Source organism: Pseudoxanthomonas sp. PXM03 (genome assembly GCF_014852005.1).
In the GTDB taxonomy this organism is placed as follows: Bacteria; Pseudomonadota; Gammaproteobacteria; order Xanthomonadales; family Xanthomonadaceae; genus Pseudoxanthomonas_A.
Genome location: NZ_JACVAU010000003.1, coordinates 179,704 through 205,660 on the forward strand (window position 1 = coordinate 179,704; position 25,957 = coordinate 205,660).

The 25,957-nt window shown below is 67.5% G+C and carries 19 protein-coding genes; 10 read left to right on the top strand and 9 right to left on the bottom strand.

The genetic code is table 11. From position 1 onward, the window contains the following. Positions 1-5: 5 nt before the first annotated feature. From IB223_RS15085 to IB223_RS15095, 3 genes are read right to left on the bottom strand one after another with little or no spacing between them, the layout of a single operon-like run. Positions 6-3,116, bottom strand: coding sequence for an efflux RND transporter permease subunit (locus tag IB223_RS15085; RefSeq protein ID WP_192202589.1), 3,111 nt, complete (start codon positions 3,114-3,116; stop codon positions 6-8). Continuing rightward, positions 3,113-6,619: an efflux RND transporter permease subunit gene (locus IB223_RS15090; protein ID WP_192202590.1), complete on the bottom strand. Its 3,507-nt coding sequence runs from the start codon at positions 6,617-6,619 to the stop codon at positions 3,113-3,115. The genes IB223_RS15085 and IB223_RS15090 overlap by 4 nt, the downstream gene beginning before the upstream one ends. After that, the gene (locus IB223_RS15095) at positions 6,616-7,758 is read right to left on the bottom strand and encodes an efflux RND transporter periplasmic adaptor subunit (protein ID WP_192202591.1); all 1,143 of its coding nucleotides are present in this window, start codon (positions 7,756-7,758) and stop codon (positions 6,616-6,618) included. The genes IB223_RS15090 and IB223_RS15095 overlap by 4 nt, the downstream gene beginning before the upstream one ends. 369 nt (positions 7,759-8,127) lie before the next feature. On the opposite strand from IB223_RS15095, the gene IB223_RS15100 reads away from it, so the two are divergent. Both IB223_RS15100 and IB223_RS15105 read left to right on the top strand, forming a co-directional pair. Beyond that, the gene (locus IB223_RS15100; RefSeq protein WP_192202789.1) at positions 8,128-8,526 is read left to right on the top strand and encodes a c-type cytochrome; all 399 of its coding nucleotides are present in this window, start codon (positions 8,128-8,130) and stop codon (positions 8,524-8,526) included. Positions 8,527-8,532: 6 nt separating this feature from the next. Next, a complete protein-coding gene (locus IB223_RS15105) occupies positions 8,533-8,991 on the top strand; it encodes a cytochrome c (RefSeq protein ID WP_192202592.1) in 459 nt (152 codons plus the stop codon). A 163-nt stretch (positions 8,992-9,154) separates the two neighbouring features. On the opposite strand, the gene IB223_RS15110 is transcribed toward IB223_RS15105, so the two are convergent. Both IB223_RS15110 and IB223_RS15115 read right to left on the bottom strand, forming a co-directional pair. Beyond that, complete coding sequence (locus IB223_RS15110) at positions 9,155-10,810, bottom strand: hypothetical protein (RefSeq protein WP_192202593.1); 1,656 nt, start codon at positions 10,808-10,810, stop codon at positions 9,155-9,157. Between the two features lie 15 nt (positions 10,811-10,825). Then, positions 10,826-11,422, bottom strand: coding sequence for an NfuA family Fe-S biogenesis protein (locus tag IB223_RS15115; protein WP_192202594.1), 597 nt, complete (start codon positions 11,420-11,422; stop codon positions 10,826-10,828). Between the two features lie 93 nt (positions 11,423-11,515). Between IB223_RS15115 and IB223_RS15120 the strand changes: the two genes are divergently transcribed. From IB223_RS15120 to IB223_RS15130, 3 genes are read left to right on the top strand one after another with little or no spacing between them, the layout of a single operon-like run. Further along, positions 11,516-11,863: a 4a-hydroxytetrahydrobiopterin dehydratase gene (locus IB223_RS15120; protein WP_192202595.1), complete on the top strand. Its 348-nt coding sequence runs from the start codon at positions 11,516-11,518 to the stop codon at positions 11,861-11,863. Next, positions 11,863-12,276, top strand: coding sequence for an energy transducer TonB (locus tag IB223_RS15125; RefSeq protein ID WP_192202596.1), 414 nt, complete (start codon positions 11,863-11,865; stop codon positions 12,274-12,276). The genes IB223_RS15120 and IB223_RS15125 overlap by 1 nt, the downstream gene beginning before the upstream one ends. 20 nt (positions 12,277-12,296) lie before the next feature. After that, the gene (locus IB223_RS15130) at positions 12,297-12,686 is read left to right on the top strand and encodes a DUF1761 domain-containing protein (protein ID WP_192202597.1); all 390 of its coding nucleotides are present in this window, start codon (positions 12,297-12,299) and stop codon (positions 12,684-12,686) included. Positions 12,687-12,695: 9 nt separating this feature from the next. Here IB223_RS15130 and IB223_RS15135 read toward each other — a convergent pair whose 3' ends face one another. Further along, complete coding sequence (locus tag IB223_RS15135; protein WP_192202598.1) at positions 12,696-13,694, bottom strand: RluA family pseudouridine synthase; 999 nt, start codon at positions 13,692-13,694, stop codon at positions 12,696-12,698. A gap of 382 nt (positions 13,695-14,076) precedes the next feature. Between IB223_RS15135 and IB223_RS15140 the strand changes: the two genes are divergently transcribed. After that, positions 14,077-17,235, top strand: a complete 3,159-nt coding sequence (locus tag IB223_RS15140) for an Rne/Rng family ribonuclease (RefSeq protein WP_192202599.1) — start codon at positions 14,077-14,079, stop codon at positions 17,233-17,235. 318 nt (positions 17,236-17,553) lie between these two features. Here the strand turns inward: IB223_RS15140 and IB223_RS15145 are convergent, their stop codons facing one another. After that, the gene (locus IB223_RS15145; RefSeq protein ID WP_192202600.1) at positions 17,554-18,201 is read right to left on the bottom strand and encodes a response regulator; all 648 of its coding nucleotides are present in this window, start codon (positions 18,199-18,201) and stop codon (positions 17,554-17,556) included. 156 nt (positions 18,202-18,357) lie between these two features. Here IB223_RS15145 and IB223_RS15150 point away from each other — a divergent pair, with 156 nt between their 5' ends. The 3 genes from IB223_RS15150 (at position 18,358) to IB223_RS15160 (ending at position 20,788) form a co-directional block, all read left to right on the top strand. Next, on the top strand, positions 18,358-19,230 hold the full coding sequence (locus IB223_RS15150; protein WP_192202601.1) for a M28 family metallopeptidase: 873 nt from the start codon (positions 18,358-18,360) through the stop codon (positions 19,228-19,230). Positions 19,231-19,660: 430 nt separating this feature from the next. After that, the gene (locus IB223_RS15155) at positions 19,661-19,882 is read left to right on the top strand and encodes a hypothetical protein (protein WP_192202602.1); all 222 of its coding nucleotides are present in this window, start codon (positions 19,661-19,663) and stop codon (positions 19,880-19,882) included. Between the two features lie 99 nt (positions 19,883-19,981). After that, the gene (locus IB223_RS15160) at positions 19,982-20,788 is read left to right on the top strand and encodes an isocitrate lyase/phosphoenolpyruvate mutase family protein (protein ID WP_192202603.1); all 807 of its coding nucleotides are present in this window, start codon (positions 19,982-19,984) and stop codon (positions 20,786-20,788) included. A 428-nt stretch (positions 20,789-21,216) separates the two neighbouring features. Here IB223_RS15160 and ggpS read toward each other — a convergent pair whose 3' ends face one another. Both ggpS and IB223_RS15170 read right to left on the bottom strand, forming a co-directional pair. Beyond that, a complete protein-coding gene (gene ggpS / locus IB223_RS15165; RefSeq protein WP_225591122.1) occupies positions 21,217-23,514 on the bottom strand; it encodes a glucosylglycerol-phosphate synthase in 2,298 nt (765 codons plus the stop codon). Between the two features lie 326 nt (positions 23,515-23,840). Then, on the bottom strand, positions 23,841-24,755 hold the full coding sequence (locus tag IB223_RS15170; RefSeq protein WP_192202604.1) for a LysR family transcriptional regulator: 915 nt from the start codon (positions 24,753-24,755) through the stop codon (positions 23,841-23,843). Positions 24,756-24,863: 108 nt separating this feature from the next. Here IB223_RS15170 and IB223_RS15175 point away from each other — a divergent pair, with 108 nt between their 5' ends. Further along, positions 24,864-25,706: a type 1 glutamine amidotransferase domain-containing protein gene (locus tag IB223_RS15175; RefSeq protein ID WP_192202605.1), complete on the top strand. Its 843-nt coding sequence runs from the start codon at positions 24,864-24,866 to the stop codon at positions 25,704-25,706. Positions 25,707-25,957 lie beyond the last annotated feature (251 nt).

Below are 25,957 nucleotides of genomic sequence, written 5' to 3' on the forward strand. Positions count from 1 at the left end.
CTTCTTCATTCCACGTGCAGGGCAGCCACGCTTGCCGCCGCAGGCGCATCGCCACGCCGTTGCTTGGCACGGCCGATCGCACGCGAAGTACCGCTGCGCATGTCGTCCAGGATCGCGTAGATCGTGGGCAGGAACAGCAGGCTGACCACCGTCGAGAACGCCAGGCCACCGGCGATGGCGCGTGCCATCGGAGCGTAAGCCGGGCCGTCGCCCGCCATCTGGGTGTTCGCCATCGCGATGGGGACCATCGCCAGGATTGCCGTGCCCATCGTCATCAGGATGGGCCGCAGGCGCTCGCGACTGCCTTCCACCAGCGCATCCGTGCGCGACATGCCGCGCCGTCGCAGGTTGTTGATGTGCTCGACCATCACGATGCCGTTGTTCACCACCACGCCCATCAGCACCAGGATGCCGATGAAGGACATGATGCCGAACGTGGTACCCGTCAGCGCGAACAGCCAGAACACGCCGAATACCGAGAACAGCACGCCGCTCATGATGGCCGCCGGGAACAGCAGCGATTCGAACACCGCCGCCATGACGATGTAGATCATCACCAGCGCGATCAGCAGGTTGAACATCATCTGCCCCATCGCCTCGTCGTCCTCCTGGAAGGCACTGCCATCGAACGAATAGCTGTAGCCCGCGGGGAACGACATGCCCTCCAGCGCCTCTTCCATGGCCTTGCGCGCGTCCGGCACCGTGACCTTCTCGGCCAGGTTGGCCTGCACGGTCAGCGTGGTCTGGCGGTTGGTGCGCTGGATCTGCGTGGCGGAGGGCGTGATGCCCACGTCGACCAGGCTCAGCAGCGGCACCGTGCGGCCATCCGGCGAACGCACCATGAAGCCGGCCAGATCTTCGGTGCCGTAGTCTTCGGCACCCGCGAAACGCACCCACACCGGCACTTCGGTCTCGCCGCGGCGGAACTCGCGCAACGGCGCGCCACGCAGGGCCAGGCCCACGAAACTCGCCACCTGCTGGGAGGTGAAGCCGAAGGCCGCGGCGCGCTCGCGATCGACGCGCACGTTCAACTCGCTGTTCTGGTCGCCGACATCGACGCGTACGTCGCGCAGTTCCTTGCGCTTGGCGAGGATCGGAATCAGGTCGTCCGCGATCTCCGCCAGGGTCTGGGTCGAGTCACCAACCAGCTGGAACGACACGCTCTGGCCGGGTTGGCCACCGCCACCCTGATTGCCACCGTCGCCACCGATGCCGATGTTGGCGCGGGCCGACTTCGGCAGATCCTTGCGCAGCTGCTCGACGATCGGCTTGGTCTCGCTGGCCTTTTCGGTGTCGAACTTGACCTGGGTTCCACCCCAACCCTGCTCGCTGAAGTACGAATAGATCTGGCTGATCCGGTACTTCTTGCGGTTGGCGTCCAGGAACTGTTCGATCTTGAGGATCTCGGCCGACATCTGCTCCTTGGTGTAGGCGCCCTTCCACTGGTAGTAGAGCTCCGCCTCGCCGCCGCCGTCGTTGCCGAACATGTCGAACTTGGTCATCTTCATGGGCACGAAACTGACCACGATGATGAGCAGGATGCCCAGCACGCTCCAGCCACGGTGTTCCAGCGTCCAGCGCAGGAACCCCGCGTAGCGCTTCTGCATGCGCGGGATGATGCCGGTCTCGCTGCGCACCTGGGGGGGCGTCTTCAACCGGGCCGAGATCATCGGGATCAGGCTGACCGCGACCAGCCACGAAGCCAGCAGCGAGACCGAAATGGTGATCGCGATCTGGCCCAGGTAGATGCTCAGGAAGTTGCGCTCGCCGAACAGGTTGGGCACGAACACGATGCAGTGGCACAGCGTACCCGCCGACAGCGCGATCGCCACGTGGCGGGTGCCGATAATCGACGCCCAGGTGGGATTGTCCGGGTACTTCTCGCGCTCCTGGTAGATGCTCTCGACCACGACCACGGCGTTGTCGACCAGCATGCCGATGGCCAGCAGCAGGCCCATCATCGACAGGATGTTCAGCGTCACGCCGGCGAAGTACATGAAGCCCAGCGTCATCACGAAGCAGATCGGAATCGCCAGCGTCACCATCGACACCGAAGGCCAGTGGCGCAGGAAGAACCACAGCACCACGATCGACAGGACCAGGCCGATCGCGCCGGCTTCCGCCAGTTCCAGCAACGAGGAAGTGACGTTGTCGCCCTGGTTCTCGATGATCTTGACCTGGATGTCGCTCATCTCCGGCTGGGCGCGGATCGATTCGACCTCGGCCAGCGCGTTGCTGGACACCTCGACCAGGTTGGCGTTGCGTTCCTTGAAGATGTCCAGGCCGACGGCGGGCTGGCCGTCCAGCCGGCGACCGTAGTCCATCCGGGCCGGCTTCAGGCGCACATCGGCGATATCGCCGAGTCGCACGTTGCCCGCACCGACGATCAGGTCGCGCAGTTGCTGCAGGTCGGTCAGCTCGCCGACGGGCTGCACGCGCAGGCGCTGCGGGCCGTCGCTGATGACACCCGCGGAGATGGAGAAATTGACCGCCTGCAGCCGTGTCGTCAGATCATTGAGGCTCAGGTTGTGCGCGGTCAGGCGATCCTGGTTGATCGCGATCTCCACTTCGTTGGGCGGAGCTCCCGACACTTCCACGCGGGCTACGCCAGGGATGCGCTCGATGCGACGCTTGAACTCGCGCTCGATCATGTCGTACGCGCCGGTCAGGTCGGTCTTGCTGGCCAGGCGCACCCGGAGCACCGGCTGATCGGTGGTCGAGAACTTGAAGACGAAATAGCGCTGCAGATCGTCCGGCAGGTCGTCGCGGATCGCGTCCAGGCGCTCGCGCGCTTCGGACGCGGCGATGGCGACGTCGCGGTCCCAGTCCGAGAACTGGATGAAGATCTGTGCGCCGTCCGCCTTCGCGTTGGACTCCATCCGCTTGATGCCGGCCATCGTCGACAGCGCTTCCTCGGCCGGTCGCAGCACCGTGCGCTCCACTTCCTCCGGTGTCGAGCCGGTGTATGGCAGGGACACGAAGATGAAGGGCGGCGAGACCTCGGGAAAGGCTTCCAGCGGCAGCCGGATGGCCGCGATCAGGCCGATCACGAACAGCGAGATGAAGAACATCACCGCCGTCACGGGCCGCTTGATGCTGAACTCCGCGACGCTCATGCGGGTTCGCCCTCCCCGACCGGTGGCATTGCCGCACCCTTGCGAGCGCGGCGCCCGCGCTCGAGGTAGTAGTCATCGGCGCGGCGGTCCAGCAGGTCGTAGACGACCGGGATCACCAGCAGGGTCAGCAGCGTCGAGATCAGCAGGCCACCGATCACGGTGATCGCCATCGGCGAGCGCACTTCGGCACCCTCACCCATCGCGATCGCCAGCGGCAGGAAGCCGAACAGCGTGCACAAGGTCGTCATGATGATCGGCCGCAGTCGCGAACGGGCACCCTCGACCAGCGCCTCGCGCTTGGCCACGCCGGCTTCGCGCAACTGGTTGACCTTGTCGATCAGGATGATGGCGTTCTTGGTTACCAGGCCCACCAGCAGGATCAGGCCGATGAACACCACCACCGAGACCGCCGAACCGGTCAGGAACAGGGCGCCCACGGCACCGACCAGCGCCAGCGGAATGGTGAACAGGATGACGAAGGGATGCAGCAGGGATTCGAACTGCGACGCCATCACCAGGTAGACCAGAAAGATCGCCAGGCCGAACGCAAACATCAGCGAGTTGACCGATTCGGCCAGTTCTTCGCCCTGGCCACCGATGTGCATGCCGACGCCGGCGCCCAGCGGATTCTCGGACACCATCTTCTGCACTTCCTGCACCGCGCCGCCCAGGTCGATGTCGCGCAGGTTGGCCGAGACGATCGCCACGCGCACCTGGTCGGCGCGATGGATCTCGCTGGGACCCGTGGTGGCGACAACATCGGCCACGGCCGACAGCGTCACCGGCCGAGCGCTGCCCGGATTGACGATCAGCTGACGGATGCTTTCCAGGGACGCGCGATCGGTTTCGCGGGCGCGCACCAGCACGTCGATCTTGCGGTCACGGAAGCTGTAGCGCGTGGCGACTTCGCCGCGCACCTTCTTGACCACCACGTCGGCGATCTGGCGCGTGGTCAGGCCCAGCGCACCGGCGCGTTCCTGGTCGAAGCGGATCTGGATTTCCGGGAAGCCCTGCTCCACCGTCGACTTGACGTCGGCGTAGTGCGGATTCGCACGCAGCAACGCGGCGAGTTTCTGGCCTGCCTGTTCGATGCCGGCCAGGTCCTGGCCGCGCAGTTCGACTTCCAGTGGCGCCGAGAAGCTGAGCAGCTCGGGACGGCTGAAATCGACCTGGGCACCGGGATGGTCCTTCATGGACGCACGCAGGGCCTCGGTTTCGCGGCTTTCGACGTCCTCGCTGCCACCACCGGCCATCACCACGGTCAGCTTGCCGATGTTCTCGCCGCTCTCGGTGGGATTGGCATCAAGACGGGTACCGCTGCCGCTCACACCGTACAGGGCATGGATGCCCTCGTCCTTGCCGTGCTTGAGCTGCAGTTCGCGGACCAGTGCATCGGTGCGCGCCAGCGGCGTGCCCGGCGGCAGCTTGACCGTCATCTCGAAGCGGTCCTGCGCCAGCTGTGGGATCAGGTCCGCACCCAGCAGCGGCACCAGCAGCATCGCGCCGACGAACGCAGCGGCGGCAAAGCCCAGCACCAGCCAGGGACGACGCAGCGACGCGGGCAACAGGCGCATGTAGCCGGCTTCGGCACGGTTGTAGGGCGCCATCGCCAGGTCGCTGAACTTGCGCATGACCGGGCCGACCACAGCGGCCAGGCCACGCCAGGCGCGGACGACCAGCCAGGCAATGCCGAAGAAGCCGCCGCGGATCGCAGCGCCCACGCCACGGCCGGTGGCTGCCAGCGGCTTCTGCCAGCGCGAATCGGGGCGCCACTGCGGATGCGCCGCTTCGTCGGGGAACGCCAGCGGGGGGCGACCCTTCAACGAACTCAGCATCGGGATCAGCGTCATCGACACCACCAGCGAAATGCCGATGGCGATCGCCACCGTCAATGCCTGGTCGCGGAACAGCTGGCCGGCGATGCCCTGCACGAACACCAGCGGCAGGAACACGGCGATCGTGGTCAGCGTGGACGCCACCACCGCCATGCTGACTTCGCGGGTGCCGACCATCGCGGCCTCGAGGATGCCCAGGCCACGCTCGCGCGCCTTGGCGATGCTCTCCAGCACCACGATCGAATCGTCCACCACCAGGCCCGTCGCCAACGCCAGGCCGCCGAGCGACATCACGTTGAGGCTCAGGTCCAGCTCGCCCATGAAGAAGAACGTGGTGATGATGGAGACCGGCAGCGACAGACTGATCACGAACGTGCTCCAGCCATCGCGCAGGAACAGGAAGATGATCAGGATCGCCAGCACGCCGCCGATCATGGCGTCCTTCTGCACGTCCCAGATCGCGTGTTCGATGAACAGCGACTGGTCGTCGATGACGGTCAGCTCGACATCCGGCGGGGTCTGGTTCTTGATCTGCTCGAGCTTGGCCTTCAGCGCCTGCGCCGTCGCCACCGTATTGGCGTCGCCTTCCTTGTAGATCGCCAGCTCGACGGCTTCGCGGCCGCCAAGGCGGATGATCGCCTCGCGTTCCTTGAAGCCCTGGCGCACGTCGGCGACGTCCTTCAGGCGGACCGGCATGCCGCCGGCGACCGTCGAACTGCCGCCGGACGACGCACTCTGCACGGAGGCGGCCGCCGCCATCGCTTCGGCCGAGCCGGTCGAAGCCGCGATGGCGGCCATCTGTGCCGCCGCCGACGCCGCGGCGTTGTCGCCACCACTCTGGGTGGTGACCAGCATTTCGCGGATTTCGTTGACCGTGGCGAACTGGTTGACGGTGCGCACCAGGTAGCGCTGCGAACCTTCTTCCAACCGGCCGCCGGAGATGTTGATGTTCTCCTGCTGCAGACGCTGGATGACGGTATCGATCGGCAGGTTGAGCTGGGCGAGTTTCTGCTGGTCGATGTCGACCTGGATCTCGTCCTCGAGACCGCCGCCGACCTTGACCGCCGCCACGCCGTCCACGGGCTCCAGCTTCTTCTTCAGATCGTCGTCCGCGTAACGACGCAACTCCGTGAGCAGGCGTACGGCGTCCGCATCATTCTTCGGCTCCTGCTTGTTGGCCAGGGCCAGGCGCAGTATCGGCTCGGTCGACGGATTGAAGCGCAGCAGCACGGGCGCCTTCGCTTCCAGCGGCAATTGCAGCACTTCCATCTTGTCGCGGACTTCCAGGCTGGCCTGGTCCATGTCCGTGCCCCAGGCGAACTCCAGCACCACATCGCTCTGGCCGGTACGCGATACCGACTTCAACTTGCGCAGGTTCTTCACTACGCCGACGGCTTCTTCCACCGGCTCGCTGATGAGGGTTTCGATTTCGGAAGGCGCGGCACCGGTGTACTCGGTGCGCACGGTCAGTGTGGGATAGCTCAGGTCGGGCAGCAGGTTGACCTTCAGCGAGAACAGCGCGATCACGCCGAACAGGAACATCGTGATCCAGAACATCGCCACGGTGACGCGGCGGCGGGTGGAGAACTCGACCAGTCCGCCACCCATGCTGCCATCGCCGCCCGCGTGGGGCTCGTGCTCCCCGGGAACGTGGCCGGGCGCGCTCATTGCTTGGTTCCGGCAGTCTTGGCGTTTTCGGCCTTGGCGGCCACCTTGGCGGGCTCGGCGCCGATCACCTGCACCGCGCTGCCTTCACGCAACGCCACCTTGCCGGCGGTCACCACCTGGTCGCCAGGCTTCAAGCCTTCGCGCACCTCGATCCACTCGCCGTCCACGTAGCCGACCTTGACCGGCACGCGTACCGCCTTGCCATCGCGCACTGCGAACACGGCCGGGTCGCCGTCGTCGAGCAGGGCGACACGCGGCACCACCAGCGCGTCGGCACGCTGGTCGTAGTCGATCTTGATGCGGCCGAACATGCCGGGCTGCAGCACGCCGTCACTGCCGAACGAGCAGACCACGCGGAACGTACCGCTGCCGGAGTCGACGACCGGCGAAATGCGGTCCACCGTGCCCTGGAACACCTTGCCCGGCATTGCATCGACGGCCAGCGCCACCGGCAGGCCCGCCTTCAACTTGGAAAGCTCGCGTTCGGAGACGTTCAAAGTGGCTTCGAGGCGCGACTCGTCGACGATGCGGATGATCGGCGTGTTGATCTGCACGAAGTTGCCGGTCTTGATGGACCGCGACGCCACCACGCCGGAAATCGGCGCGGTCACCGTGGTGTAGGACAGCTCCAGCGCGGCCATGCGGTACATGGCGCGGGCGTTGTCCAGGTCGTACTTGATCTGGTCGACGTCGTTGGCACTGATCATCTGCTGGCCCACCAGCTGCTGCGCGCGGCGGTAGTTGTTCTCCAGCTTGCGCATCTGCGCTTCGGCCTGGGCCACCTGCAGGCGCAGGCGGTCCGGGTCCAGCCGGACCAGCGCCTGGCCGGCACGGACCACCTGTCCCTCCTCCACCATCACCGCCAGCGCGACACCGGAAGTCTTGGCGACCACCTGCGACTCGCCCAGCGCTTCCAGCGCCGCCGTGCCGCTGTAGCTGGCGGCCACCGGCCGGTGGCTGACCTTGGCGATCTCCACGGGAACGGCGTCGGGCTCCTTCGGTGCCTCGCCGTTCTTGGCCTGCGCCTCGGGCGTGGGGCCGCCCCCCTTGCAGGCGGACAGGACCAGCAGGCTGCAGAGGACAGGTACCAGCGCCAGGCGCAGGTAGGAATGACCGGAATTGGGGCGGGGTCGGGACATGGGGCGGTACCGTGGTGGTGGTGTTGTGGTGGTGTTGTATCAAGGTATATCACCCCTGAACGACTTCCATGCGCCGAAGGTCATGGTGACTTGCGTCCGGGCCTGTGCTCGGGAAATGACATTTGCCTCTGGACGAAGCGGCGTGCGGAAGTGCGCATCCCCCTCCGTCGAGGTTGCTGGCCGCGCGCGCCCTCTCTGGCGAACGCGGGAACGTACGCATCGGCGGCAACCATTCGGCGGCACGCGACTTCACGCCACCCACGCGGAAGCACTGTGCTGTGCGCGACATTCGGTCGCAGGCTATACTTGCGTTCAGCCAAGCGCTGCGGTGGTACGTGGCGCGCGCAACCTGAGAGTTTCCCGAGAATGATGCGACTGCTGCCGCTCGCCGCTTGCCTTGCCTTGGCCGCCCTCCCGCTGGCCGCCCTGACCGCCCAACAGGACACTCCTGCCACACCGGCCTCGGTCGAAGCCGCGGCGCCTGCCGCCGCTCCCGCTGCCGCGCCCGCACCGCTGGTCGGCAATGCCGACACCGGCCGCACGCTTACCTACACCTGCCAGGGCTGCCACGGCATCGTGGGTTACAAGAACGCCTACCCGAACTTCCATGTGCCCCGCATCGGTGGCCAGTCGGCCGACTATCTTGCCAATGCGCTGACCGAATACCGCAACGGCAACCGCAAGCACCCCACGATGCAGGCCCAGTCGCAGAGTTTCTCCGACCAGGACATCGCCGACATCGCCGCTTTCCTTTCCACCGTCAAGTAAGCCCACATGCCCAACGCCAAGCACGCCCAGCGTCTAGCCATCGCCCTGTTCGCTGCCCTCGCCCTGGTGGCATGTTCGAAGGTGGAAACGACGGAAACCGCCGCCGAGAATCCCGGCCACGCCAGTGGCGAGCATGGCTCCAGCTCCTCTGCCGGCCTGCCCAAGGGCCACATCGCCAAGGGCGAAGAACTGTCCAAGGCCAAGGGCCAGGCCACCGGCCAGAGCTGCGTGGACTGCCACGGCGCCGAAGGCAACGCGCCGATCGACGACACCTATCCCAAGCTGGGTGGCCAGTACGCGGATTACCTGGCGCACGCGCTGCAGGCGTACCGCAGCGGCGACCGCCAGCATGCGCTGATGACCCCACAGGCTGCCGGCCTGAGCGACCAGGACATCTCCGACCTCGCCGCCTACTTCGGTTCGCGCCCCTCGCAGCTGCGTGACCTGCACGGCGTGCACGAGTAAGTCTTCGCTCCCTCGTCGGGAATGCAGAAACGGAGCCGCAAGGCTCCGTTTTCGTTTGCGACATAAGAAAAAGATCAAGTGCGGGAGCGACGCAAGTCGCGGTGGCAGGTCGCGACGCCTCTTCGCGACTTGCGTCGCTCCCACCCCCGAATCATCCGCGCGATCAACTGTCGGTCGGGATCGGCGTGCGCTTGACCGGAATCTCCGGCGGCGGTCGCGCCTTCGGTGGTTCGGGGAACAGGCTGCCCAGGCCGCAACCACCGCCCAACTGCAGCACCGACACCGTGCACTTGAGCTTCATGTTCGTGCCGGGGATCGAGATTTCCATTTCGCGCACGTTGCGGCGCACCCATTCGGCCAGGAGGGATTCGTTCGGCACCCAGTACTTGTCGAAGGTGGTCGGTTCGTAGTCGTAAGGGGGACGCTGCAGCCATGTGCCCGCCTCCGCCAGCTGCTCGCGTGTCCACTGATCGTTCTCGCCGCCGGGGGCACCGCGCTGAGTGGTGGCATCGCCCGCGCCGCCCGGCACCCGCAGGCTGCCGTCGGCGTTGTAGAGGCCTGGCGCATCGCGACCGTCCGCCGCGCTGTCGCCTGCTGCATTGCGGGTCGAGTTTCCCCAGTCGTCGGTGCCTGCAGGCGTGTTCCATCCGCCGGATTTCGTCGCGGCCGCCGGGCCGGGCGTGGTGGATGCGCGGGAGGGCGTGCCGCGAGACGTAGCAGGCGAAGCAGACGGGTTCGGCGCCGTTGTCCTCGCCGTTGTCGATGCGGTCGTCGCGGAACCCGTGGTGGCAGGAACCGGTGCGGCGGTGGCGGGCATAGGTCTCGGTGCCGGCTCGCGGATCTCGGCTTGCCGCACGCTGCGTTCCCGCGTGGCGATGGGGACGGGCGCCACGTCGCGTGCACGCACCGGCACGCTGCGGACCTGGGGTGCGGGTGCCATCACCTCGCGCTCGCGTACCTGCACTTCACGCGCTGCCACGACAGGCACGTCCACGCCGCGCACAGGCGTGTCCCGGCGTATGACCGGCGCCGCGACCGGTGTGGGGATCTCGCGCACCGGTACGCCCGCCTCGCGCAGGGCCGGCAGGGTGACATCGGGCTGCCGCGGTGTCGGTGGTGGCAGCACGAACGCGCGGGTGGGTTCCGGCACCTCGGTGACCTGCAAGGGCTGGTGCGCAAGTTCGGGCTGTGGAACATGGCGAGACTGGATCTGCGGCATCTCCACCGCAACGTCGGGCAGCGCCGCTTCGGACGGTGGCGGCGAAGCCTCGGACGGCGCAGGCCGTGCCTGGGCCGCCGTGGCCGCCTCCTGCGCCGCGGAGTCGGCCTGCGCCGCCTGCTGCGAACCCGGTTCGGCCGCCTGCGCCTCGCCTCCCGCTTCCTCCGGACTGCCGTCGCCGATGATCTCCAGCCGCACGCGACTGGTGTCGCCGGCTTCCTGTGGCGGTGGCGGAATCTGGACCAGCGCCACCCACATCAGGAACAGGAAGAACAGCAGATGCACGGCACTGCTGGTGAAGCCTGCGAACCAGCGCATCCAGCGCTCTTCGCGTGGCGGAGGTCCCCAGCCCTGGTAGAACAGCGAGCGGAACGCACGCCACCGGCCCAAGGCGGCGGGCACGGCATCGGGAGGGCGGGGTGCGCGCGCCAGGAGCAGCGTGACGACCGCGTCGGCCTTCTCGCGCGTGATGCGGCCCAGCTTCTCGGGAAGCGCCCGCAACCACAGGCCCCAGCCGAACGGCAGGCCGGTGTGGCGTTCAACGATGGGGGCTGCCTTGCGCGACAGCAGCTGCGCGATGACGTCGGTGGCGTTCGTCACCGGCGCTCGGCTCCGTCAGGCGGCGTTGCCGCGGGGGATATACGGCGCTTCGCCGGTCCCGTGATCGGTCGCGTCGCGCACCGCAGTCACGCCGGGCACACGGGCCATCAGCGTCTTCTCGATGCCCTGCTTGAGGGTGACATCGGCCATGCCGCACCCGTGGCAGCCACCGCCGAAGCGCAGCCAGACCACGCCATCGCCGCCTACTTCCTCCACCGCCACACGCCCCTTGTGGGACGCCAGCTGCGGGTTGATCTCGTTGTCCACCACCCAGCGCACGCGTTCAACCATCGAAGCGGAATCACCGGGCGCCTCGCCCTTGATGCGCGGTGCCTTGATGGTGAGCTGCGTGCTTGCGCCCTTCATCACGTAGTCGATCTCGGCGCCGTCCAGCCAGTGCACGCTGCCCGCATCGACATAGAGCGTGAAGCCATCGCAGTCGATGGCCCATTCGTCGCCGGCCAGGTCGCGCGGCTCGGAGAACTCCAGCCGTGCGTCGGCCTGCGCCGTGCCGGGATGGACCGCACTCAGGCGCACGCCAAGGCCGGGCAGCGCCTCGCGTTCGATCAGCTTGCGGAAGTGCGCCTGCGCGCTGTCGGAAATCTGGATCATGCGGGTATTCTAGCCCCCTGCCCGACAGGCATTCACGTTCACCGGCCCGTCGTCGGTCTTTGTTCAGACTGGCCGCAACGCAGGAGAGTCCCCATGTCCGACCTTGTCCCTCTCGCCCGCGCGCACTGCGTGCCGTTGCGTGGCAGCGAGCACCGCCTGCCGCCTGCCCGCGTCGCCGAACTGCTGCCCCTGGTGCCGGGCTGGGAACTGGTGGAAGAAGGCCACGCACTGCTGCGGACATTTCCGTTCGACAACTACTACGAAACCATGGCGTTCGTGAATGCGCTCGCCTTCATCGCTCATGCCGAGGACCATCATCCCGACCTGGGTGTGCATTACAACCGCGCCGTCGTGCGCTACTCCACGCATGACGTCGGCGGCCTGAGCGAGAACGACTTCATCTGCGCGGCCAAGGCCAGCGCCCTGTTGGGAGAATCCTGATGAACCTGCGCAACGCCCGCCTCTGCTTCCTGGTTCCGCTCACCGCGCTTGTGCTGGCGGCATGCACGAAACGGGAAGAAGCGCCTGTACCCACTATCCCGCCCACCGAACTGGCGGCGACCGACACCCCGCCCCCCGTGTATCCGCCCGAAGCCGAATGCAGCAGCGAGGGCGGCACCACCGTGCTGCGCGTGACCATCGAGAAGGATGGCGTGCCATCGCGTGTTTCCCAGGCACAGGGCAGCGGCAACGCCGCCCTCGACAAGGCGGCGCTCGAAGCCGTGCAGACCTGGAAGTTCCGCGCCGCCACGCGCAACGGAAAGCCGGTGAGCCACACCATCACCGTGCCGGTGACGTTCCCGCCCGTGCTGGAAAAGCCGACCCGTTGCTTCGCCCAAGGCAACCCGGGCTGACACAGGCCGAGGTCATGACGATGGAAGGGATCAACGTCTGGGCGGTGCTGGTGGCAGCGGCCTGCAGCTTCCTGTTGGGCGGCATCTGGTACGGACCGCTGTTCGGCAAGGCGTGGAACAAGGCCGCGGGCATGGACCCGCAGAAGCAGGGGCATCCGGCGAAGATCTTTGGCGGCGCGTTCCTGTTTTCCCTGCTCGCAGCCGGCGTGTTCGCATCCTGGATCGGACCGCAGCCGGCGCTGACAACCGCACTCTGCCGCGGCGCGCTGGTCGGTTTCTGCTTCGTGGCGGCCAGCTTCGGCATCAACTATCTGTTCGCGCAGCGTGGGGCGCGGCTCTGGTTGATCGACGCCGGCTACCACACGCTGCAGTTCACCCTGTTCGGCCTCGTCCTCGGCCTCTGGCACTGACGCGATCCGTCAGCCAAGCCGTTCCAGTGCTTCGGCCAGATCCTCGGACAACGGGGCGCTGAGCACATACGGCGTCCTGCCGCCGTCCAGCGCGAACTGCAACGACGCGGCATGCAGGAACAGGCGCTTCAGGCCTGCCTGCTCGCGCAGGCGCTTGTTGACGGCCGGGTCGCCGTACTTGTCGTCGCCCGCCACCGGATGACCGATGTGCTGCGCGTGCACGCGGATCTGGTGGGTGCGGCCGGTCTCGATGCGTACCTCGCAGAACGAATGCCCTCCCCGCCTTTCCAGCACGCGGAAGTGGCTCAACGACGCCTTGCCGTCGCGATGCACCTGCACGTGCCGCTCACCGCCCTGGCGCAGGCCGATGTGCAGCGGCGCGTCCACGCTCATCACACCGTCTGGCATGCGGCCGACCAGCAGCGTCAGGTAGCGCTTCTCGATGGCACGGGTGCCGTCCTCGCTGTCCTCGCGCAGCAGCGCCTGCAGTTCCGACAGCGCCGAGCGCTTCTTCGCGATCACCAGCAGGCCGGACGTATCCCGGTCCAGCCGGTGCACCAGTTCCAGGGACTGGTGGGGCCGCAGCGCGCGCATGGTTTCGATGGCGCCGTGGCTGATGCCGCTGCCCCCGTGGCTGGCCACGCCGGTGGGCTTGTTGATGACCAGCAGCCGCTCATCCTCGAACACGATGGCCGCCTCCATCCGCTTCAGGAAGCCCACGGGGGGCGCGGATTTGTCTCCTGCATCCACGAGACTGACCGGCGGGATCCGTACCTCGTCCCCACCCTCCAGCTTCCGCTCGGCCTTCGCCCGGCCTCCGTTCACCCGCACCTGGCCGCTCCGCACCAGCTTGTAGACCAGGCTGCGTGGAGCGCCCTTCAGCTGGCCGAGCAGGAAGTTGTCCAGCCGCTGCCCGCCCCGGTCCTCCGGCACCGTGACCGTCCGCACGGCGCTCTTGGCACCCGCTGCCGGCTTGTCGGATGGGGGGGTGGGGTTGGAAGCATTCATTCTGTTACACTCGGCGGGCGAGATAAGGGTTTGATTTCGCAGGGAGTTGCAGTTGGGCCAGAAGCCCGTCTCCCCGCGATTCCGGCAAGTGCGCGGCCACCGCCCCAGGGGCGGCCATGTTAGCGGCTGATCGGCAGGCCCGGATACCGCCGGGTACGTGACGGTACCTGTAGCTGAACATGTCCCGCGCGGCGCCACCTCACCAGGGAAGCTGCCGCCGGTCCCGCAACACCTATTAGAAGAAGCGCTCCCGCGGCCTGCCGTGGTGTCGTAGCGCTGGAAACCCGATCTGCCCCGCTGCGCCTGCGCAAGGGGCGGTGCAATGTTCCAGAGGCGAAACTCCATGGCGTTCCGCGCGGTAGCAGCGCGCGAGGAACGCACAATGAAACGCATGTTGATCAACGCCACGCAGGCTGAAGAACTGCGCGTGGCCATCGTCGACGGTCAGACCCTGTACGACATCGATATCGAACAGCCGTCGAAGGAACAGAAGAAGTCCAACATCTACAAGGGCCGCATCACCCGGCTCGAGCCCTCCCTGGAAGCCGCCTTCGTCGATTACGGCGCTGACCGCCATGGCTTCCTGCCGCTGAAGGAAATCTCCCGCGATTACTTCCAGGCCGGCGTCGACCACAACAAGGCCGGCATCCGCGAACTGCTGAAGGAAGGCCAGGAAGTCGTCGTCCAGGTGGACAAGGACGAGCGCGGCAACAAGGGCGCGGCCCTGACCACGTTCATCTCGCTGGCCGGCCGCTACATGGTGCTGATGCCCAACTCGCCCACCGCCGGTGGCGTGTCGCGCCGCATCGAGGGCGACGACCGGGCCGAGCTGAAGAAGGCGATGGACGCCCTGGCCATTCCGGACGACATGGGCGTGATCATCCGCACCGCCGGCGTCGGCCGTGACGCCGAAGAGCTGCAGTGGGACCTGGATTACCTGCTCAGCGTGTGGAAGGCCATCGCCGAAGCGGCGCTGACCAAGCCGGCCCCGTTCCTGATCTACCAGGAAAGCCGCCTGATCGTGCGCGCCCTGCGCGACTACCTGCGCAGCGACGTGGGCGAGATCCTGGTCGATACCGACGAACTGTATGAAACCGCCCGCGAGTTCATGCAGCAGGTCATGCCGCACAACCTGCGCAAGCTGAAGGCGTACAAGGACGACATCCCGCTGTTCAACCGCTTCCAGATCGAATCGCAGATCGAAGGCGCGTACGAACGCAACGTCCGCCTGCCCTCCGGCGGCTCCATCGTGGTCGACCAGACCGAAGCCCTGACCGCCATCGACGTCAACTCGGCGCGCGCCACCAAGGGCGGCGACATCGAAGAGACTGCGTTCCACACCAACATGGAAGCGGCCGAGGAAGTGGCCCGCCAGCTGCGCTTGCGCGACCTGGGCGGCCTGGTGGTGATCGACTTCATCGACATGTCGAGCAACAAGCACCAGCGCGAAGTCGAGAACAAGCTGCAGAACGCGCTCAAGTACGACCGCGCCCGCGTGCAGATCGGCCGCATCTCGCGCTTCGGCCTGCTCGAAATGAGCCGCCAGCGCCTGCGCCCGTCGCTGGGCGAGTCCAGCCAGATCGTCTGCCCGCGCTGCGAAGGCCATGGCCGCATGCGCAGCGTCGAGTCGCTGTCGCTGTCGATCATCCGCGTGGCCGAAGAGCATGCGATGAAGGACAACACCGGGCAGGTGCTGATCCAGGCCCCGCTCGAGATCGCCAACTTCCTGCTCAACGAGAAGCGCAGCGCCCTGCGCGAGATCGAACAGCGCCACGACGCGCCCGTCATCATCGTGGCCGACGAAGCGCTGCACACCCCGCACTACGAAGTCACCCGCATCCGCGAGAACGAGCTGGGCGAAGAAAGCAGCAAGCCCAGCTACCACCGCGGCACCCAGCGCAAGCTGCCTGTGCATGCGTTGACCAAGGCCCAGCTCAACATCCCCGCCGCGCCCGCCGTCACGCACGTGAAGCACGCGCAGCCGGCGCCGGTACGCGAAGAGCGCGAAGCCCCCGTGGCGGCCCCCGCACCGGCTCCGGTCGCCACGCCCGTCGCGGTGGCCGCACCCGCCAGCGGCGGTGTGATCGGCTGGTTCAAGCGACTGCTCGGCGGCAGCGAGGCCACCACGCCCGCACCGCAGGCGCGGCCGCAGCAGGACAACCGCCAGCGCACCGATCGCAACAACGGTCGTCGTGAAAACCGCGACACCCGCGGCCAGCAGAACCAGGGCCGTGGCGGCAAGCAGGACGGTGGCCGCCGCGACGAGCGCGGCAACAAGAGCCAGAACGCGCAGAACGGCAATGCCCAGCAGCAGAAGCCGCGCAACGAACAGCAGGCCCCGAAGCCGCAGAAAGCACAGGGCGGCCAGCAGAACGCGCAGGGCAATGCTCCGCAGCAGAAGGCACCCAGGCAGGCGCAGCCCGGCAAGCAGGAAGGAGCGCGCCAGCCCAACGCACCGCGCACGCCCCAGCAGGAGACGGCCAAATCGGCTGCCCCGGGCGCTGACGATGCCGTGATCGCAACGGCGGCCGTGGCAGCCGTGGTCGAAACCACCCGCGTGGCAGCTGTCGTCGAGCCCGCCCTGGTCTCGTCGATCGACGCACCGGCACTGGACACCGACGTGACGGATAGCCTGGCAACCCCGGCCAACCCGGACGCCGCTGCGGATGCCGGTGATGGTGGCGAAGGTGGCAGCCGCCGCCGTCGCGGCCGTCGTGGCGGTCGCCGCCGCCGTCGTGGCAATGGCGAAGGCGCCGCCGCCGGCGAAGAAGGCCTGTCGGTCGACGACCTCGGCAGCGATGACGAAGCCCCGGTGGCCGACCGTTCGCAGCCCGAGTTCGATTTCGATGACGAAGAGCCGGCCGTCGCCGCTCCCCGTCAGCCGAAGCCCCAGGCCATCGATGCACCGGTACGTGAGCGCACCACGCCGGCTGCCATCGCGCCGGTCGCGGCCGTGGCTGTCATGGCAGACGTCCCGGCGGCCGAGGCGCCCCAGGCGTCGACGCCCGCCCCCGTCGTGGTCGAGGCCGCGCAGGCGGCCGATGTCATCGAGGACGTGAAGGCCCGGGCTGTGCTCGCCCAGCCCGAGGTGACGGCCACGGTGCAGGAAGAAGCACCGGCAGCCGTCGCCATCGTCGAGACGGTGAAGGCCGAGATCGCCGCCGAACCCGTGCCGGCGCTCGAAGCGCCGGTCGTGGTGGCGGAAGCCATCGCAGCGCCCCCCGCCGCAGCCGAGGTCTCGGTGACCGACGTGCGCAGCGAGCCCGTGCAGATCGATCTGGTCGACGCCGTGAACGAAGCCGCCAGCGAACCTGCCGCGCCAGCAGAGGTGGCCGTGGCCACCCCCGCGCCGCAGCAGGCACCGAAACCGGCCAGCATGCCGGCAACGGGTTCGCTGTTCTTCGTCGCCGACGCCGACACACCGCCGTCGGTGACGCGCAGCCTGTTCGAGCCGGTGGTGACGCCGGTCAAGCCGGCAGCGGATGACATCGCCCGCGATGACAAGCAGGACGACGAAACCTCGGAAGAACGCAGCGTCTGACGCGCTGCACGCTCCCGATGAGGTGAAAGCACACTGGCCGCGCAAGCGGCCAGTGTCGTTTCAGGCTCCGCTACGTCGCGGCATCGCAGCCTGGCCTTGAATGACCCACCCGATCTGGCGCGGACCGACCCACCTGATGTCGTCTTCGGCGACTACAACCGTCGTCCCGGCGCACGCTGGGACCCATCTTGACGTTGCTGTGGATACCTCGGCACGCACGGGCAATGGATTCCAGCGTTCGCTGAAATGACGTGGAGAAACAGCGAGGAGTTCCGTCTGCGGTCCGGTTCGTCGGATTGGACGTTCCGGGCGGGTCGGTCAGAGCGCGCGCGACGGATCCATCAGTCCCCACTGCGCCGCCAGGCGCGCCAGGGCGATGTTGTCCTGCACGCCGGTCTTCTCGAACAGCCGCGTCTTGTGCGTGTTCACCGTCTTCGCACTCAGGCTCAGGCGCTTGGCGATCTCTTCCTGGCGCAGGCCCTGCGTCAGCAGCATGGCGACCTCAAGTTCCCGCGGCGACAGCGCATCGAATGGCGACGCATCGCCGCCCACCGTATGCAGGGCGAGGTTCTGCGCCACGTTGCTGCCCAGGTAGCGCTTGCCGCGCGACACGTCGCGCACGGCACGGATCAGTTCGGCCGCATCGCCCGCCTTGCCGAGGTAACCCGACGCACCGGCTTCCAGCAACCGCTTGGGCAACGGGCCATCTTCCAGCACCGACACGATGATCACCCGCACGCCCATGTCGGCACGCACGATGCGTTCGGTCACCTCAAGCCCGCTGTAGCCCGGCAGATGTAGGTCGCACAGCACCACGTCCGGTTTGAGCTGGCGCACCATCGGCAACGCGGCCTCGCCGGTGTCCGCTTCGCCCACCACCTCGATGTCGGTTTCCGTACCGAGGATGAGGCGCATGCCGGTGCGTACGAGCGCATGGTCGTCGATGAGGAAAACGCGGATCGTCATGGGAAACGGTTGCCTTGAAGTACGGATCGAGCGTAGGTGGCCGTCCATCGCCGCGCAATTAACATTCTATCGGTTGTCGGGTCGCTACATGCAGGAAGCCACATTCGGCACACGCATCCGCTGCGGCATACTCCGGCTTTCCCAAAGGAATCCGACATGCCCGGCATCCGTCCGTATCTCCGCGCTGCCCTGTTGCTCTCCCTTGCTGCCATCATGCCCGCCTGGGCCGATGACGGCGTCTCCGATCGCTGGCACACGCAGGTCGGCGATGTCAGCGCGCACGCCGACACCACGGCGCGAGGCGATGCGATCAGCCGACGGCTCGACGCACTGGGCATCGCGTGGAAGCGCGAAGCGTTCGAGCAGGACGGCCAGGCCGGCCACAACCTCGTCGCCGATCTCGGTGGCCCCGACGGTGCGCCGCTGCTGCTGATCGGCGCGCATTACGACCAGGTGGACGTGGGCCATGGTGCGACCGACAACGCCTCGGGCGTGGCGGCCGTGCTGGAACTGGCGCAGGCCCTGAAGGCCAAACCCCTCGCCGGCCATCGCGTGCAGGTCGCGTTCTGGGATCTCGAAGAGAAGGGCCTGCTGGGCTCGCGCGCATGGGTCGCCACGCCCGGCCGCGAAAAGCCCGCGCTGTACGTCAACTTCGATGTGTTCGGCTGGGGCGACACCTTGTGGATGATGGCGCCGGACGCCGGCACGCCGCTGGTGGCCGCCCTGCGTACCGCCAGCCAGCACGAGAAGCTCGGTTTCCAGCCCGGCGACAAATACCCGCCCACCGACCACCTGGCCTTCCTCAAGGCGGGCTGGCCGGCGGTGTCGTTCTCGCTGGTCGGCGGCGACGAGATCGACCCGATCCTCGCGGTCTTCGGCGGTGCCAAGCCGGACCGGATGCCCAAGGTGATGCAGGTGATCCACAGCCCGCGCGATACCACGGCCGAGCTGGACCGTGCCCGCGTTGACGACGCCTTGCGCGTGGTGGAAGCGGGTCTGCGCGCCTGGGATGCCGCTCCGGCGCCCTGAACACACCTGCCTCAACACACATGCAAACGGGCCCTGGGGGGCCCGTTTGCATATGGACGAGAACACGCCTGGCTCTTCGGGCGGCGACGGTGTCGGACTCGCGGTCCACCGCCAGGCGCAGCAAGGAACAGGGGGTGTCCGGTGCGCTGCGTTCGGTTCTCTCGTGGCGCCCTGGGTGCCAGCCTTGCGGCTCGGAAGCAGGGTTGCGCGGGGGACGGAGGGGGTGGTTCCGCCTGCCCGACCACTGGCGACGTTTTACGTTGGCATTTGCGAAGACGGCGTGTACGGCATTCAGCTGCAGCGCACGGTTTCATGACGCCGGCTCCACATCGATGAACCCGGGCGAACGGCCCCGGGGGCGGATTCGCATCCACCTCACGGATCGCTGCGTAATTTCGTGTCAGGCACGCGCATTTCCCTAACAGCCGCCATGATGACTTTCGACCTGTTCCACGACGCCACCGATGACGGCAGCTACGAGCTTTCCATCAACGAGTCCGCGCCCCTTCACTTCGCCAGCCGCGGCGCGGCACTGGGCTACGCCATCAAGCTGGCCAACCAGCGTCACCAGCAAGGGCTCGATTACGCCATCAACATCGAGGGCGGCGACGGCCGCTGGCGCCTGTTCAATGGCTGGCGGCTCTGCGCCTGACATCGCGGGCCCGATGACGGCATTGACGTCCGCATCCGGCGAGTAGCCTGCGCGGCGGCATGGCACCCTGTATGCCCATTCCAATGCCGGCCGCTGCCCATGACCGCCTCCTCTGACGCCGTCACCCGTTTCCGCCAGCTCCATCAGCAGGGCCTGCTGCGCCTCGCCAACGCGTGGGATGCCGGCACCGCACGCCTGATCGAACACCTTGGCGCCCCCGCCGTGGCGACCACCAGCGCCGGCCTGGCATGGGCGCTGGGGTATCCGGATGGCGACCGCCTCCAGCCCGATGCACTGCTGCACGCCGTGGGCGGCATCGTGCGCGCCCTCCATGTGCCATTGACCGTCGATGTGGAAGGCGGTTACTCCGACGACCCTGCCACCGCTGCCGGCACGGTGATGCGCGTGGTGCAGGCCGGCGCTGCAGGCATCAACCTGGAAGACGGCGCAGGCGAGCCCGTACTCCTCGCCGCCAAGATCCGCGCGATCCGGACCGCTTGCGCTGCGCAGGGGCTGGACGTCTTCATCAACGCGCGCACCGATGTCTACCTGCGCGGACTGGTCACGGAAACCGCGCGCATCGACGAAACCCTCGCACGCGCCAAGGCCTACCGCGAAGCCGGCGCCGATGGCCTGTTCGTGCCGGGCCTGATCGACGCCGATGCCATCGCCACCCTGGCCGCACGCTGCGGCATGCCGCTCAACGTGATGCTGCGCCCGCAGTTGCAGGATCTCGCCGCGCTGGAACGTCTCGGCGTGCGCCGCATCAGCACCGGCTCGGCGCTAGCCGAGTCGATGTACGGACGCCTGGGTGCGCAGGTGGAGGAATTCCTGCGCGATGACCGCACCGCCCTGCCCGATCCCCAGGCAATGGGCTATGGCGCGATCAACGGCTTGTTCGCCTGACAACGCACACGGCATGAGCGGGTAGGATTTTTCCTACAGCACGTCGGGGCGACGACCGACGGCAAATGTGACGGCTTTCGACGACGATGCTCGCGTCCCCGGCAGCACGCCCTGCGCAGGCCACGAAAGGCCGCTCTGCAATGGAAACGGGCGCTGCCTTGAGCAAGCAGCACTGCCGGAGCCGGGGACTCCCCCTTCAGACCCGACCCTCTTTGGTCGGGTTTTCTTTTGGCGGCAGCAGGATCAGCCGTTGCCGCCGCCCAGCCAGAGCTCGGGCATCTGCAGCAGGCCGAACAGCACCAGCGCCGTCGCGGCGATCAGCATCCAGGCCATGCTCCGCACCAGCAGGTTGCGCATGTAAGGGTTTCCCTGTCCCGTGTGTGACACAACTATCGACGCAGGCGCGCGACGAGTCAAAGGTAAATGCATTAAGCCGCGATGGCCGTCCGCGTTTCCGCATTTACCTCACCCTCCACGCCCCGCGCTGCGGCAAGGAACTCCCTGCCCCAGCGCGACAGATCGTAGTGGCGGACGATGTCGTACAGCCTGCGCTGGCGGTCTTCGCGCTCACCCGGTGTCATCACCAGCGCGTGCCGCAATGCGCGCGCGAGATCCGCAGGATCGTGCGGATTGGTCAGCACCGCGCCCTTCAGTTCCGCCGCCGCGCCGGCGAATTCCGACAACACCAGCACGCCATCGCCACCCTCCAGGCCCTGCACGGCGACGAACTCCTTCGCCACCAGGTTCAGGCCATCGCGCAGCGGCGTGATCCACATGACATCGGCGGCGGCGTAGTGCGCCACCACGTCGGCGAATGGCAGCACGCGTGCGAAGAAACGCACCGGCGTCCAGTCCAGCTGCGACAGCCGCCCGTTGATCCGGCCCACCGCCTGTTCGATCTGTTGCTGCAGCGGGCGGTATACCGTCATCTCCTTCGCGGCCGGCACGCACACCAGTACCAGCGTCACTTCGCCCTGCAGTTCCGGGGACTCGTCCAGCAGGCGCTCGAACGCATGCAGCTTCTGCAGGATGCCCTTGGTGTAGTCCAGCCGCTCGATCGACAGCACCAGCTTGCGCCGGCCGATCTCGTCGCGGATGCGCACGATGTCCTCGGCCACCTGCTCCGTTTCCAGGCACGCCCGGATGCGGCCCACGTCGGTGCCGATGGGATGCGCGCCGATGCGCACCGTGCGGCCGTCGATGCGCAGTTCGGTCGCCATGTCCTCCACGCCCACCGCGCAGCCGAATGTCAGGAAGCGCGGCGCGCACTGGGCGCGCGCGGTGACTTCCACCGGGAACGTGCTGCGTACGGCGTCGGTGAAGTTTTCCGCGTGGCGCGGGATGTGGAAGCCCACGTAGTCGCACGCCAGCAGGCTGCCGAGGATCTCGCGGCGCCACGGCAGGATCGCGAAGATGTCGGCCGACGGGAACTGGGTGTGGTGGAAGAAGGCGATGGTCACGTCCGGACGCAGCTCGCGCAGCACCGACGGCACCATCCACAGGTTGTAGTCGTGCAGCCACACCGTCGCGCCCGGGGCGGCCTCGGCGGCGGCGGCTTCGGCAAAGCGGCGGTTGACGCGCTTGAACAGCGCCCAGTCGTCCTCGTTGAAGCGCGCGCGCTCCCAGAAGCTGTTGATCACGGGCCAGAACGCTTCTTTCGAGAAGCGCTTGTAGAACACGTCCACCTCGTGCTTGCTCAACGGCACGTGGGTCGCAGTGAGGCCGGGGTAGCGCGCCGCATCCACCGGCGTGTGCACCTCCAACGGCGGTCCCTTCGGATCGTCCACCGTCCAGGCCACCCACGAGCCGGGCTGGCCCTCGCCGAAGAAACTCAGCAGGCTGGGAATGATGCCGTTGGGCGAACTGTGCGGGCGACGCACGCGCTTGCCGTCGACGATGTGTTCTTCATACGGCAGGCGGTGGTAGACCATCACCAGTTCCGCCTTGCCGGGCGCGTGCGTGGGCGGCGCGTAATCGTCGGCCCGCAACAGGTCGAAGTGCGCCATCGCCTGCAGGATACCGCCGCAACCCGGCGCCTCCGCATGCAGCACCTGGTCCATGCCGGCGGTGGCGGCGAGCAGCGCGGGCTCGGAGTCGCCCACGCACACGCCGGGGAAACCTTCACCGTACATCGACAGGTCGTTGAGCGTGTCGCCGGCCACCAGCACGCGGCCGTGTTCCAGATCGAGTTCGGCCACCAGCGCCGTCAGCGTGCTGCCCTTGCGTGTGTCGCGCGGCAGGATGTCCAGGTAACGGTCGGCCGAATACAGCACCTCGCAGCCCAGCGATGCCGCCACGGCGTCCACCTCGGCGTGGATGGTCGACAGCTGTTCCGGATGGCAGTAGTACGAGCAGCGGCGTTCCTGCGGCACTTCCTGCCGCACCAGCGTCGGGAAGCGGTGCATCGCCTCCGCCACCACGTGCTCACCCGGCCAGCGCGCTTCGATCGCCGACTGCAGCGGCTGGATCGGCTGCATGTCGGCGGTGCGCAGCACGGTGGCGCCCACATCGCAGATCAGGTAGTCCGGCGTGGGCAGGCCGGGATCGGCCAGCAGCGGCAGGATCGCCTCGCGCCCTCGCCCGGTGACCCAGGCGAGTTGCACGCCGGGATGCGCGTCGACCAGGTGATACAGCTGTTTGCGCGCGACCGGATCGCCGGCCAGGAACGTGCCGTCCAGGTCGGTGGCCAGCAGCAATGGATCGGGGGTTTTCTTCAACAGGCTCATGCAGGTGCACTCCCAGTGGGTGGTGTGCCGCGCACGGAGGCACGACGCGACGCGTCAACGGACGCAGGCGGGGATTGATCGCATCGGAAAGGCGCTGCAAGGCAGGCGCAGGAAGAGGGTTGCCGCGTGCGGAACACGCTGCGCGCAAGCGCGCTGCAGATGCGCGTCCTTCCCCGGATGTGGACGCGGACATCGACTGATGCGATGCAGCATTGTAGTCCGCATCGCTCACGCGAAGGTCAACGCGATGTTAAGAACGTTGAATTTCGCCGGGAAATCCGCACCTTTTCCAACATCACTGCACGTGCATCACGTGCGAGCCACGCTCACGCACGCATCGTGGTCGCCGACACCAGCGCATCGATCAACGCGCGCGATGCCGCGGAGAGGCGACGGTGCGGCGCGTAGATCAACGAGAACGGACGCGTGCGTCCCGACAGGTGCGGCAACACACGCACCAGCTCCGCCCCGCGACGCGTGCAGGCATCGATGATGAAGTCGTACGTCTGGCAGATGCCCACGCCGGCCTGTGCCAGCGACACCACGCCCAGCACGTCATCGGACACCTCGATGCGCGAGCACGGCACCCAGTCCACGTCACCGCCGTCCACGCGGAACAGCCACGGCGCCACGCGTCCGCTGCTGGGCAGCACGAACGGCAGGCATGCATGCGCCGCCAGGTCGTCCAGCGTCTGCGGCGTGCCATGCGCAGCCAGGTAGTCCGGTGAGGCCACCACGCTGAGCGTCGCGTCCTCCAGCGTCCTGCCCACCAGCCCGCTGTCGGGCAGCGCGCCCAGCCGGATGGCCAGGTCGTAGCCCTCGGCCACCAGGTCCACGTTGCGGTTGGCGATGTTCACTTCCAGCCGCACCTGCGGGTGCTGCTGCACGAAGTCCCGCAGCAGCCACGGCAGCCGGTAGTGGCCGTAGGTGGTCGGCACGCTGAGCCGCACCTGCCCGCTGAGCGTGCCGGCCTCGCCCTGCACCGCGCGCTCGGCATCGTCGATCAGGTGGAACGCGGCACGCGCCTGTTCCACGTACAGGCGGCCGGCCTCGGTCAGGCTGGTCCGGCGCGTGGTCCGCCGCAGCAACTGGTTGCCCAGCCGCGTCTCCAGCCGGGCGACCGCGCGGCTGATCACCGACGGCGTGGTGGACAGCGCCACCGCCGCGGCGGTCAGCGAGCCGTGATCCACCACCGCCACCAGCGCCTCGACATCGGCCAGGTGATCGAACCGTCGCGCCATTCTTGCCTCCGGAGAACAGATGAATCCCTCTCGGACCAATTTATCGCCTCGCGCGCCGGGAATACAGTGCGCGCCATCCCGGGCTTCCCGCCCGCACCGGAGACCCACATGAAACTGCTCGCCCCCCTCGCCGCTGCCGTCCTGCTCGCCGTCGCCTCGGCCAACGCCCAGGCCGCCCACGTACTGGTGGTGCTGTCCGATGCCGACCACCTCGACCTGCGCGACGGCCAGATCTACCCCACCGGCTTCTACCTCAACGAACTGATGCAGCCGGTCAAGGCGCTGCGCGACGCCGGCCACGAGATCACCTTCGCCACGCCGGAAGGCCGCGCACCGACGGTGGACCGCACCTCGGTGGACAAGGCCTACTTCGGCAACGACGCTGCCAGCCTGCAATCGCACGCCGACCTGCTGGCGCAGTTGAAGCTGACGTCCGCCACCCAGTCGCCGGTGCTCAGCCTGGCCCGGGTGGAACAGATCGGTTACGGCGAATTCGACGCCGTCTACATGCCCGGCGGCCACGCGCCCATGCAGGACCTGCTGGCCAGCCCGGCGCTGGGCCGCCTGCTGACCGACTTCCACCAGCAGGGCAAGCCCACCGCCCTGGTCTGCCACGGCCCCATCGCCCTGCTCTCCACGCTGCCGGGCAACGCCGCCTTCGTGCAGCGGATGGAGCGCGACAACCGCGCCCCGGCGCCGGCCGACTGGATCTATGCCGGCTATCAGGTCACGGTGATCAGCAACGAGGAAGAAGAACAGGCCAAGGCTGCGCTCAACGGCGGCCGCATGAAGTTCTACCCGCAGACGGCACTGCAGCAGGCGGGCGTGCAGTACCGCAGCAATGCCCAGCCGTGGCAGTCGAACGTGGTGGTCGATCGGGAACTGATCACCGGCCAGAACCCGGCCTCGGCGGTGGGTGTGGCGAAGGTGTTGCTGGAGCGGTTGGACTGACCCTCACCGACCGGCGCCTGCCCAGCGCCTGCCTTTCCGGCGGGCGCAGGGGGCGCCCGTACGTCTCTTCTCACACAAAGAGTGTCGCGACACCCTGAAAGGTCCGTTCTTCTCACAGTAGGGGTATCGCGACACCCGAAAAGATCCGTTCTTCTCACAGTAAGGGTGTCGCGAGACCGGAAAAGATCCGCGCGACACTGAAAAAGGTCCACGCGAGACCGAAAAAGCGTCTCTCTTCTCACAGTCCGGGT